12 protein-coding genes are annotated in these 12563 nt (G+C 44.5%); 1 reads left to right on the forward strand and 11 read right to left on the reverse strand.

Translation table 11 applies throughout. The features are described 5' to 3' along the window. The 11 genes from ACI882_RS17700 to tcdA all read right to left on the reverse strand — a co-directional run. The coding region (locus tag ACI882_RS17700) for a DotU family type IV/VI secretion system protein (RefSeq protein WP_411748583.1) at positions 1-477 on the reverse strand (477 nt) is incomplete at its 3' end. Then, positions 474-1814, reverse strand: a complete 1341-nt coding sequence (tssK, locus tag ACI882_RS17705; RefSeq protein ID WP_411745345.1) for a type VI secretion system baseplate subunit TssK — start codon at positions 1812-1814, stop codon at positions 474-476. The genes tssK and ACI882_RS17700, both read right to left, overlap by 4 nt. Before the next feature lie 13 nt (positions 1815-1827). Then, positions 1828-2301 carry a type VI secretion system lipoprotein TssJ gene (tssJ, locus tag ACI882_RS17710; RefSeq protein ID WP_411745344.1) on the reverse strand — a complete coding sequence of 158 codons (474 nt, stop codon included), beginning with the start codon at positions 2299-2301 and terminating at the stop codon, positions 1828-1830. Positions 2302-2493: 192 nt separating this feature from the next. Continuing rightward, entirely contained in the window at positions 2494-2823 is a 330-nt protein-coding gene (locus ACI882_RS17715; protein WP_411745343.1) for a hypothetical protein, read from the reverse strand. Between the two features lie 9 nt (positions 2824-2832). Then, positions 2833-3870 carry a dihydroorotase gene (gene pyrC, locus ACI882_RS17720; RefSeq protein ID WP_411745342.1) on the reverse strand — a complete coding sequence of 346 codons (1038 nt, stop codon included), beginning with the start codon at positions 3868-3870 and terminating at the stop codon, positions 2833-2835. Further along, positions 3870-5891 (reverse strand): excinuclease ABC subunit UvrB, encoded by a 2022-nt coding sequence (uvrB, locus tag ACI882_RS17725; protein ID WP_411745341.1) that lies wholly within the window; start codon positions 5889-5891, stop codon positions 3870-3872. The genes pyrC and uvrB overlap by 1 nt, the downstream gene beginning before the upstream one ends. 268 nt (positions 5892-6159) lie before the next feature. Beyond that, on the reverse strand, positions 6160-7350 hold the full coding sequence (locus tag ACI882_RS17730; protein ID WP_411746745.1) for an amino acid aminotransferase: 1191 nt from the start codon (positions 7348-7350) through the stop codon (positions 6160-6162). A gap of 86 nt (positions 7351-7436) precedes the next feature. After that, on the reverse strand, positions 7437-8276 hold the full coding sequence (locus ACI882_RS17735; RefSeq protein WP_411746746.1) for a pseudouridine synthase: 840 nt from the start codon (positions 8274-8276) through the stop codon (positions 7437-7439). A 13-nt stretch (positions 8277-8289) separates the two neighbouring features. Continuing rightward, positions 8290-10230, reverse strand: a complete 1941-nt coding sequence (locus ACI882_RS17740; RefSeq protein ID WP_411748584.1) for a TIGR03545 family protein — start codon at positions 10228-10230, stop codon at positions 8290-8292. 9 nt (positions 10231-10239) lie between these two features. Then, positions 10240-10743, reverse strand: coding sequence for a TIGR03546 family protein (locus ACI882_RS17745; protein ID WP_411745511.1), 504 nt, complete (start codon positions 10741-10743; stop codon positions 10240-10242). Then, on the reverse strand, positions 10736-11542 hold the full coding sequence (gene tcdA / locus ACI882_RS17750) for a tRNA cyclic N6-threonylcarbamoyladenosine(37) synthase TcdA (protein WP_411745510.1): 807 nt from the start codon (positions 11540-11542) through the stop codon (positions 10736-10738). Before tcdA ends, ACI882_RS17745 begins: the two co-directional genes overlap by 8 nt. Positions 11543-11610: 68 nt before the next feature. On the opposite strand from tcdA, the gene ACI882_RS17755 reads away from it, so the two are divergent. Next, positions 11611-12563: MalY/PatB family protein (locus ACI882_RS17755; protein ID WP_411748585.1), on the forward strand; the 953-nt coding region annotated here is incomplete at its 3' end.

Raw genomic sequence — 12563 nt, forward strand, 5'->3', positions numbered from 1 at the left:
AACTTGTAAATTGTTCATAACAGCCTGAAGCTTTTCATAACCATCTAGCCGGTATTGCCCCTGAAACCCAAATTGCAAAACACTGTAATAGAGTTGAATTACTGCTAGATTACTTTTAAAGTCCTGCTTATGCTGTTCAAGCTTTTGAAAAAAAACAATCCCCGCACATGTATCACCAAAGTACTGCACAACGAGTGGTTGAGTCATCCAATCGTACTTACCCTGCCAACGTGACGACATGACCATTTCGTCTGCATAAGCGGCCATGGCGTACTTAATATCATGCACTATGGCTACAGTGAGTTGAATTTCGAAAAATCGTCGTTCCATTGCAATAAAGGTTGCTTCGACAGATTGGCGCAACTCAATGTCAAGATCATCTACGGCGCTTGGGTCAGTTAAACCGGCTAACAAATTAAAGATGGGCGCGCATGCATCGTTGATTGCGGAATCGAGCTCCAAGAAATCTTGATTCATTCGCTGCGCTCCACAACGAGTAATTCAATGTTGGCTTTTGAAAAATCAGCTAAGCAAAATATTGCAAACTCAGCTTGCCCTCTAATTTCTTGCCACAATGGACCTTCTTGGCTCACTTCAAAATATTCAAAGCCGGATTTAATACGAACTTTTTGAGGTAAGCGATGGCAATGTTTAATTTCAACACCGGCTAAACCACTCGCTACTAACAACTCTACTTTTTCTGGTGCGGCTAATTTGCACATTTGAGTAAAATTTTTAATCCACTCTAAATCGGTCTGCTGACTATCTACAGCGAGGTAAAAATGGCATCGGTCAAAGCTAAACTCATTTATCGGCGTTGTTTGGTACCGACCTGGTGACAATAGGGTTAGCTGTACACTGGAATCAGCTCGTATGGTTTGCGTGCTTAGCATTTCGCGAATTTGATCCAAGAGCTCTATACTGATATCACCCAGTTTTTCATGCTGGTAAACTGTTGCATGATCTATAAATTCTGGTCGCAGATAAACTGCACAGTGCTGATGCAAGCGACCAAGTAACTCGTAAAATAATATCGGGTGATTATTAAGATTCGAAAGTAAGTTACGCGCTTCAAATAGAAAATCGACAAGTTGTTTATTAAAGAAAAAGTCGCTAGTTTCTATGGAGGAAAAACTGGCAATATCTCCTAGTTTTGCACGCCTAGCGGTAAAATCTCGAACCTTCGCTGCTAATAAGTCAACGGTGTTTTGCAATAGGCTCGCGATATACTGACTACCTCGAAGTTGCAAACAGGGAGGTACGAATTTTTGAACGACTTGATAGGCTCCATCAAATAGGCGCTGTACCCTTAGACATTCTATGGCAGTTACTTTGTCGCTTCGCTCTAAAGCAGAAGATAGCTTTAAAAGCGGTTGTGCCAACATAACTTCACGTTGACGTGAAAAATCATTTTCATCTGTTAACTCTTGGTATAATGCAGTCCAGCTTGCATTACGACCTTGACCGGGATAACCAGCTACATCTTCAACCAAATCATTATCGGCCAAAATAATACTAACTGAATAATCTTGGTTTTCATTCCTAAATAGTTCTAAGCTTAACAAACCATGAACTTCACGGTGGTAATCGACCATTCGACCATTAGGGAAGATTGCCTTAAGATGTACTATTTCTAAGCGACCTTCTGTAAGCGATACTTCATCCCACGACAGTGAAATAACACCCCAATTGTTGCTTTGAAATGCATTACGTTGAAAGTTTATTACTGAAGATTGATACCGATCCCAAGCCTGAAAGTGTTGCTGCCCTAAAAAAACACCTTCAGCCCATACTACTTTTTCTAACCCTTTCATCTTAGCTTCCTTGCTATAAGCGCTCTAATGTAAGCTCTGATTCCGTGAGCTCGATGGCCATTAAGGTCTTTCGTTTGAATGCGTTATTGCTAATAGTTTGGAAGGTTTTCCATTGCTTACCGCTGTAATCTCGATAAAACGCGACCAAGCCAAGCGCTTTTGTAGCTTTAGCTTTCGTTAAAGACACAGATAAAGATGAATCAGGATCTACAATCAGCTCTTTACGACTTACTAAGCTTAGGCCTAATGTTTCAGAATCGTTTTTCCATAAAGATTCGTAACTGGCATTTTCAAAGGCAGAAAGTTCGTTCAACTGGTAAAACCGAACTAGAACAGCATAAGCTTGCTGATCTTCACCGAGATTTAGGTTTTGCGTAGAATCAAGCTTAAAATTTAGACTGGGCGTGGCACAACCGAATAACGATAGTGATAAAAATAACACTAAGAAACTGCGGCGCATACTAAAGCGTTCACCGATATACGGCATAAAAAAGACTCCTTTCAAATTTATCCTTTTTTCAGACTAGGCTGAAACTGCGGAGCACTTTACCATTGGATGCCAACGAGTAAAGGGTTCGACTTGTGATCAAACTAACACTTTGATGAAGTTTTTTAATTATTTTTTGTGATTTGCGATGAGGATCATGTTTTAGAGATCAGTAGAAATCAGAAGTGTCGATTAACTTTGAGGATATCGCTCAGCCAATATTTCACACTGCGTTAATGAAATGGCTTTTGCCCAAGCAACCGACTCTGCAAATATTTCATGTGCGGGGCTATTTTTGTCGTTTAGGCTTTCGAGTAATTTTTCGTTATCAGGAATACTTTCTACTTCCATTTTCACAGCCACAAAGGCGATAAAATCGGGGTCGTTTTCGTAGGCACCTATTTCGTGGCGTAGCTGTTCTAGCTCTAATGCACCTAGTAAATAGTGTATTGAGTCATTTAGCATGGCGCGGGCTACTTGGCCCGCGCGTTTTGCGGCTTTTATACCTTGTTGATCACTCATGGCTTTGCATCACAGGGCTACTCGCCATTGCACGGTTTCGTTGGCGAAAAACGGGACGATGGGCTCACCATTGGGCAATTCAATTTCTGCCGGTATTTGCCAAGGTTTTTTTACTAGCGTTATGGTTGAACTGTTTACAGGTAAACCATAGAAGTTTGCGCCATATACGCTAGCAAAGTTTTCGAGCTTGTCTAAACAGCCCAACTCTTCAAATACTTGTGCGTAAAGCTCTAGTGCGCTCCAAGCCGAGTAACAGCCAGCACAACCACAGGCGGTTTCTTTATTGCGTTTTTCGTGGGGTGCGGAGTCGGTGCCTAGAAATATTTTTGGCGTGCCAGAGGCTACAGCGGCTCGCAATGCTTGTTGGTGTGTGTTGCGCTTAAGTACTGGCAAGCAGAAGTTATGTGGCCGTACACCGCCCACTAACATATCATTACGGTTTAACAATAGGTGTTGTGGCGTCACAGTTGTGGCAACATTGTCTGAGGCTTGCAGTACAAAATCTACGGCATCTTTGGTGGTGATATGCTCTAGCACTACTTTTAAGTTGGGATTTTTCTCAACGATGGGTGTTAGGTGACGGTCGATAAATACTTTTTCACGATCAAATATATCAATGTCAGATGTCGTCACTTCACCGTGAATTAACAGCAACATGCCCTGCTCTGCCATCACTTCAAATACTGGCTGTAAATTCTCCAGCGAGCTTACTGCCGCGCTTGAGTTGGTGGTGGCGCCTGCGGGGTATAGTTTTGCGGCAACTACGCCAGCAGCTTTTGCCTCGGCTATATCAGCTACCGATGTTTTATTGGTCAAAAAGATGGTCATTAACGGAGTGAAGTCTGTGCTCTTTGGAGTTGCTTGTTCTATGCGCTCTCGGTATGCAATGGCAAGCTCAGCATTGGTGACTGGCGGTACCAGGTTTGGCATGACAATCGCGCGCTTAAAGCAACGGGCGGTCGCTGGGACGGTTTCTTTCAGCATGTCACCGTCACGAAAATGCAGGTGCCAATCGTCTGGGGCTATTATTGTGAGTTCGTTTGTCATTATCGTGCCCTTAAAATATCTTTGAGTTCCATCAATTGATCACGTAGCCCTGCGGCTTGTTCAAACTTCATGTCTTTCGCGGCTTTGTGCATTTTATCTTCAATCTTAATCATTGCTTTGGAGAGTTCCGCTACGCTCATGGTCATATAGCTAACCGCTTCGGCGTCTATCTTCTCTACTTTCTGGCGTTTCTTGGCCATAGCTCCGGTTCGGCCTGGGGCTTTTTGAGTGCCGTCTATATAGTCGGCAATGGTTTTATTCAACGCTTTGGGGGTGATGCCCATTTTTTCGTTGTGTGCTATTTGCGTGTTGCGGCGGCGATCGGTTTCGGCAATGGCGCGTTCCATTGAGCCGGTTATGCGGTCTGCGTATAAAATTGCTTTACCGTTTAGGTTACGTGCGGCGCGACCCATGGTTTGAATAAGTGAACGGTCACTACGTAGAAAACCTTCTTTGTCCGCGTCTAAAATGGCCACTAATGAAACTTCGGGCATATCTAACCCTTCTCGCAGTAGGTTGATACCGACTAAAACATCAAATTCACCTTTACGTAGGTCGCGAATAATTTCTACCCGTTCGACGGTATCAATATCGGAGTGCAAGTAACGTACACGCACTCCATTGTCTTGTAGGTAGTCGGTTAAATCTTCGGCCATGCGTTTGGTTAAGGTGGTTATTAGTACTCGTTCACTGACGGCGGTGCGTAAGCGAATTTCTTCGAGAACATCGTCCACCTGAGTTTGCGCTGGACGTATTTCAATTACTGGGTCTATTAAACCTGTAGGCCGAACAACCTGCTCGACAATTTGTTGCGCGTTGGCGGCTTCATATTTACTCGGTGTGGCAGAAACATAAATAGCTTGCGGTGCAAAGCGTTCCCACTCTTCAAATTTAAGCGGTCGGTTGTCTAAGGCCGATGGTAATCGGAAGCCATACTCAACTAAGGTTTCCTTGCGCGATCGGTCGCCTTTGTACATGGCGCCTATTTGCGGAATCGTCACGTGAGATTCATCAATCAGCATCAGTGTTTCTTTGGGAAAATACTGAAATAATGTTGGCGGTGGCGCACCCGGTGCAGAGCCGGATAAAAACCTTGAGTAGTTTTCAATGCCGTTGCAGTAGCCAAGTTCGCGCATCATTTCTAGATCATATTTTGTGCGCTGCTCTAGGCGCTGAGCTTCTACAAGGCGATTGTTTTGTTCAAGAATCGATAGACGTTCTTTTAGCTCAATTTCAATTTGGTCTACGGCTTCGAGTATGGTTTCACGCGGAGTCACATAGTGCGTCTTCGGGTAAATGGTGTAGCGTGTTAATTTTTGCAGTACTTCACCCGTCAGAGGGTCAAATAAGCTTAACTTTTCAACTTCTTCATCGAACAACTCTAAGCGCACGGCTTCAAGTTCAGATTCTGCTGGGAAAATGTCGATAATATCTCCGCGTACTCGATAACTCCCTCGGCCAAAATCAATATCATTGCGTTTGTATTGCAGTTCAGCCAGCCGGCGCAATACTTCACGTTGATTAATGGTATCGCCCTTGCGCAGGTGCAAGACCATTTTCAAATAACCTTCGGGTGAACCTAAGCCGTAAATAGCAGATACGGTTGCGACAATTAAAACATCTTTACGCTCAAGTAAGGCTTTGGTTGCCGATAATCGCATTTGTTCGATGTGTTCGTTGACGGACGAGTCTTTATCAATGAACGTATCAGATGAAGGCACATAAGCTTCTGGCTGGTAATAGTCGTAGTATGAAACAAAATACTCTACGGCATTGTTTGGAAAAAACTCACGGAATTCTGAGTACAGCTGAGCTGCAAGGGTTTTATTGTGCACCATCACGATGGTTGGGCGATTAACCGCTTCGACCACTTTTGCCATGGTAAAGGTTTTACCAGAGCCGGTAACCCCAAGCAATGTTTGAGCAGCTAGCCCTGAATTTAAGCCTTCGACTAACGCTTTTATAGCCGCAGGCTGATCACCCGCGGGTTCGTAGTCAGATACTACTTTGAACGGTTTCATGGTTTCTCCCATACCGTTTTATCAAAATAAAAGCGGCTGATATAACAAAGGTCAGCAAGCTGACCTCGTAAAGTAATGTTGCTGCTATGTCCAAGCGGCCTAATAAATAACCCGAGTGAAATGGGTGGCTGTGTCGAGATGCTATAAAAATAGGGACGCCGTAAACCCTTCCATGGGGGCTCAACATTGGCATCCATGCCAATGAATGCCAGATTATTACAACATCTCAACACGGCTAAGTATTACCGCAGCTAACAGCTAAGTTTCTTTATAATACCGCTGCAATAGACTCACACACGTAGATCATGTTTTTGTCTGACAAACCCGCAACGTTTATGCGTCCACTGCCTACTATGTATATTCCGTATTCTGCTTTGAGTTTAGCAACTTGCTCAACGGTTAAACCAGAAAATGAGAACATTCCGTTTTGACTTTCTATAAAACTAAAGTCTTGGTCAACGCCTAAGTTTTGCAGTGCGGTGACAAATTTGCCACGTAAAGCATGGATATGTGTGCGCATATAGGCAACTTCTTCGATCCATTTTGCGCGTAGCTCAGGGTCTGTTAATACCGCAGCTACAACTTTTGCGCCGTGCGCTGGCGGGTTTGAATAATTTGACCGTATGATTGTTTTTACTTGGCTGAAGGCTGTTTCGGCAACATCATTGTTTGAGCCTACTAGGGTGAAAGCCCCTACTCGCTCATTGTATAAGCCAAAGTTTTTACTAAAAGAACTGGCGACCAATAATTCGGGAACAACGTTGGTAAAGGCGCGTAAACCAGCCGCATCTTCGTCGATACCTTTAGCAAAGCCTTGATAGGCAAAGTCGAATAAGACAACGAAGCCACGTTCAGCGGCTAAGGCGGCTAATTGCTGCCATTGCTCAAGTGTTGGGTCAATACCGGTTGGGTTATGACAGCAACCATGCAACAGAACGGCATCACCTGCTTCGGCCTGTCCTATATCGGCGAGCATGCCTGCAAAATCTAAACCATGGCTTGCGGCATCGTAATAGCGATAAGCTTGGGTTTCTAAACCGGCGCTGTTAAAAACGCTGTTGTGGTTTGCCCAAGTTGGGTTGCTGATCCAAATTTTATTGACGTTAAGCTGGCTGGCCATAAAATCAGCAGCAATGCGCAATGCTCCGGTACCACCGGGTGTTTGTGCTGTACGTGCTAAGTGATCAACCACTATTGGGTGCTGTTCACCAAACAAAAGAGTTTGTACTTGCTTGCCGTATTCAACGTCACCACCAATGGCTAGGTAACTTTTAGTGGTTTCCTGCTCAATCAGTCGACGCTCGGCTTCTTTAACGGTTGCTAAAATTGGCGTTAGCCCATCTTCATCTTTAAAGACACCGACACCTAAATTCACTTTTGTCGTGCGTTCGTCTTTAAGAAAAGAATCGTTTAACCCAAGAATTGGGTCAGCGGGAGCAGCAACAACACGTTCGAACATGGGTTAATCCTTCTAACAAGCAAGAGTGTGATTTAAAGTATACAACGACCGGAAATCCTTTGGCACTAGAAATTCCGGCAACAGAGTTATGCATTTGATCCAATAGTTGAATAAGATTTGAGTACCTTAGTAACTGGGCACAAGAAGGTCAATTCCACTAACTTTAGCCGAATTGGGTCTAACCTAACCGAGTCATCTAATTCGCCCTCTGGGTCTATATCACCAATGATCGGGTGCCCAATGGCTTGAAAATGCGACCTAACTTGGCGTACGCGCCCGGTTTGTGGCCAAACATCGACAACAGACCGGTTGGGTCTTTCGTCATATTTAACTTTTTCGATATTGGTGATGGCTTTCTCGCCTGCTATGTCGATATTGATGCGATCTAAATCTTCTATGTTGCCTGCCACATCAACGCGGTAATGCACTGCTGAGTCTTCAATAAAGTCGACTCCAATAGATTCGCTAATGGCCGCAGCAGCTTTGCGAGTATGCGGAATCAAGACTAAACCCGACGCGCTGTAGTCTAGGCTCGACAGCAGCACAGTGTCTCGTGGTTCATCAAAGGCAAAGGATAGGTTGCGTATAAAAGAATTATAGTCGCCCCAGTCGTCACCCTCGAATGGCATGCCAAATGGCTTTTGCCAAACACTGTATTGACCATAATCTTCGATCAATTCGGCGTGTAATGGTTTGGCGCCCATCAAGGCTTCATCGTAAAAGATTTCAATTTGCTCGCCCACTAATATGTCGGTCATGGCACGGCGAACTCGAGAACGTTCGCCTTTTTTGTCTACGCGCCAAATGCCACCTTTACTCATGACGTCTTTCAGTCGAGACTTTGATAAATTCACATTACTGAGCAAAAACTCGATCAGTATTTGTGGATCACCTGCTTCAACTTCAAGTACCGCATCTATCTTCATAAATCATAGGACCTTAAAATTTAATTTTGCCTTTAAGCTTATCAAGTTCTGCCTTGGCTTTGTCTTCGGCTTCTTTCTTAGCTGCGGCTTCTGCGGCTTTCTTTTCTGCTTCAATCCGAGCTTTTTCGGCGTCTAATTTTTCTTTCGCTGCATTGAGTTCAGATTGAATCGCCGCTTTCGCTTCATCTTCTATACGCTTAATTTCGCTTTCAACCTTAGCTTCTAAGCGGGCTAATTCTTGCACCACCTTTTGCTCAAACTCTCTGGCTTGCTGCTCGGCTTTTTGCTGTATGTTTTTAAGCTTTTCAAGCTCGGCATCGACTGGTTCTCGCAACTTCGCAACTTCCGCTTCTAGTTCTGTCCGCAAAGTGGCTAGCCACTTATCGTATTCGGCTTTGGCTGTTGAGCTAAAAGCATCACCAAGTTGATTATCAAGTGTTGAGCTGATACTGATTTTTGGTTTGTTTGCCGGACCTGATACATCTATATAGACATCAAACTGGGTTACTTTTGATAAGGCAGTGCGTATTAGTGCATCTGTTTTAGTGTCGCCCGTTAATGTAAATTCATTCTCTCTAAAGGCTAGAGTGATGCGCCCTTTTGCCTGCCCTTCATTTATCACTATCTGGCCATCTAAATTGGCAGGTTTTGGAGACCAAGAAAGCGTTGAACCGGCTATGGTTGTCGATTGCTTAGTAAGCTTTATGCCTCGACCTAATAATTTGACTGTATCAAGCTCTACACCGTCTCGGCGGTCCAGCGAAATGTCTACCTGCATGGCGATGTTTTCACCTTCGCCGCGCTTAATTTGAAAGACTGTTGGTTTACCGGTGATATTTTGCTCGCCCGTAACATCAGCCATGGTCATTTGCCAAGGCCAACCTGCGGCTTTAAACGATACGGCGCCTTGATCGATTAAAAACTCAGGGCTTGGGTCTGGATGCGGGAATCGCACGTAAGTACCTGATAATCGCTCTTGCTTGGGCTTCTCTTCTTCAGTACTGCGCATTTTATTTAATCGCGCCAACCAAGGTTGAGCCGTTTCATAGTAACCTTGATACTGCTCAAATTTACCGATGACGTTTTCACCCAATAATAATTTCGATACTTTAAGCGCGGTTTCTTTATTGATTGGGTTATTGGAAAGTAGAGTTTGCCAATCTTCCGCGGGTGCCGCCTTGATTTCATTAACGGCTTGCTTAGCACTATCAACAGACTTAGTTATTTCAGATTTCAATTGCTCGATCGCTAACTTATCGGACCCAACCTGTTTACCTAAGGCTTTTACTTCTGACTGTATTGTTTTAAGCGCATCTAAAGAGTCTAATTTTTTAGCTTCTAGTGAGGCAATTTTTTCTTCGTACTTTGCAAACTCTTCATCGCCAGGCAGTTTAGCCACGGCGGTATCGACGGCTGATTTTGAGGTAGTTAAGCTTTGTTCTGCGTTCGCAATAGCGGATTTTGTCGCCGCAGTAGACTCTTCAACTACCTCTTTAGGTGTCGGGAATGCACTCGCTAGAGATTCTTTGCGTGATTCAATCAAAGCTGCACCGGCTTCTTTAAGGGCACTGGGTTCTTCGGCATTTTGTTCAACCAATTTACCTGGGCGTTTACGCTCAACGTTGGTTGCAATGCCCTGCACCCGAATATCGTTAATACGTACGCGGCCTAAAAATAACTGAGCTAAGTTTACGTCTAAAACGGCTTCTTCAATGACCAGACTGTTATGGGTTGGTGTGTTCTTATCTGTAACTTGAACATCGAAAATCTTGAAGCCTAATGGCGATAAAGTAAGGTCTACACTGGCAACGTTAACTTCGGCGCCATTTATATTAGTCGCCGACACTTCAATGCCCTTTTTCACCCAGTTGTCTATAAATAGAAATCCAACAACTAGCAACAGCGTAGTAAATACTATAAAGCCGATCAGGCCACTTATTCTAAATATTTTCATTATAATCCCTTAGCTTACGCGACTATATAAGTCATATAGTTTGCTGCCTTTCAAAACCTGAACGACTTTCAACTTATCTACCCAAGGCAACATACGCTCACGATACTTATTGATACTAAGTCGAAACAAGACGGCCACAGGGAAAAATAAAACCAACGACACCGCTAAACTGCCGAGGGTAATACTGTGGTTAAAATGCGCAACCTGCCACCACTGAGACTGATATAAGTCGGTCCAAAATGGCGTCAAACTTGGGTTTGATAACCAAGCCATCCCTAACTGATGGAACCATGGGTCAAGTAAATAGGCTAATCCTGAAAAAACAGCCCAAAATACAAAAAAAGTAGAAATATGCACACGCAAGATAAAAGCGAGCAATAAAATAATCGCGTTATGAACTGACCACAGTGGCGTTAAGCCAATTATCATAGCGAGCGCAGCAGCAAATGCGAGTTGCCACGGCCCTACCGCCGAATTTAGTGCTTTAAAGACTTTCAGTACCATATCAATCATTTAAGGCTTCCTTGTTACGTTGCTTTTTAGCGATAAATTTTTCTATTACTCGTGCCGCTGCGGCCATTCCAAATGAAGCCGTGACCATCATGGAGGCTCCAAAACCTGTCGCGCAATCTAGGCGAGTACTGTTACCCGCCCCTGGCTTAGTTGCACAAACACTGCCATCTGCCTGAGGATAAACGAGTGCTTCGGTAGAATACACACAATCAATACCAAATTTACCTTTGTCAGCTTTTGGAAAACCATAATCTTTGCGCAATAGGTTACGTGTTTTAGCTGCCAATGGGTCTTGAATGGTTCGGCTTAGGTCATCAATTTTAATACGGGTCGGATCGGTTTGGCCACCGGCACCACCAGTAATAACAAGGTTGATTTTGTTGCGTTTGCAATACGCGATCAGCGCGGCTTTAGGCTTTAAACTGTCGATAGCATCAATAACGCCGCTGACGTTATCACCTAGGATTTCAGCGATATTATCGGGCGTTAAGAAATTTTGGACAGTATCGACACGACACTCAGGGTTAATAAGCCGAATACGCTTAGCCATGGCGTCTACCTTCATCTGGCCAACACTACCTTCTAGGGCGTGTATTTGCCGGTTGGTGTTACTGACGCAGATATCGTCTAAGTCGACCAACACTATGTGGCCTACGGCGGTACGCGCCAACGCTTCTGCAGCCCAGCTACCCACACCACCAATACCGATCACCACAAACTTACTTTGCGTCAACCATTGCGTAGGTTCCACGCCAAACAAACGTTGCGTTCCACCGAAACGTTCTGCCACACTGTCCATTTTTACATCCACACAGATTAAAACCGACGTATTATAACAGCCTATGATGGCGAATAGAGAGGTGATTCATGTTTTCTAAGGTAAATCGCGAAAATACCCATGCAGCAAAGTGGGAACGCTATAAAGACAAGGGGCTTTTCCCGATGTGGGTCGCCGACATGGACCTTGCTTCACCTGATGCCATTCAACAAGCGCTTATTAAGCGAATGAACCATCCGGTTTACGGCTATACCCATCCTTGGCCGTCTTTAAATGAGTCAGTCGTGCAATGGTGCGCAACTCAATACGATTGGCAAATAAACGCAGACTGGATCGTTTGGATGCCAGGCGTGGTGCCAAGTTTTAACCTAGCTTGCGATGTTTACGGTAAAAAAGGCCGAGTACTGGTGCAAACACCTAACTACCCGCCTATGTTGCATGCGGCCAAACTTCAAGGTTGTGAATCAGTTGAATTGCCAGTTACTTGGCAGGATGATAAATGGCTATGGGATTGGGCCGAACTAGCCCGTGAACTTGCACACCCAGATTGCCACCTGTTTTTATTGTGCAACCCAATGAATCCGCAAGGCACTGTATTAACGCCGGAAGAAATGAACAAGCTTGCGCTGTTGTGCGCTGAGCACCAAGTGGTGATGTGCAGCGATGAAATACATTGCGACCTTATTTTAGATGGCAGTCGCCATACCCCTGCAAGCTCGATTCCCGCAATACAAGAACAAAGCATTACGCTAATGGCGGCAAGCAAAACCTTCAACGTGGCAGGCTTTGGCTGCTCATTCGCCATTATTCCAAATGGCGATCTACGCAAAGCATGGCAAGCACGCTCAAGCGGCATCATGCCTGACCCTAACTTTGCAGGCATGTTAGCCGCTGAAGTAGCGTTTTCACAATGCAACGATTGGCACGCAGAACTGCTAAAACATTTAGCCAGCAACCAACAACGCGTCGCTCAGGTCATCAATAACCTAGAAGGCATGTCGTTTAAGCCTCAATCGGCGACTTTCTTAGCATGGATAGAAAG

The organism is Reinekea sp., assembly GCF_046710285.1.
Taxonomy (GTDB): Bacteria; Pseudomonadota; Gammaproteobacteria; order Pseudomonadales; family Natronospirillaceae; genus Reinekea.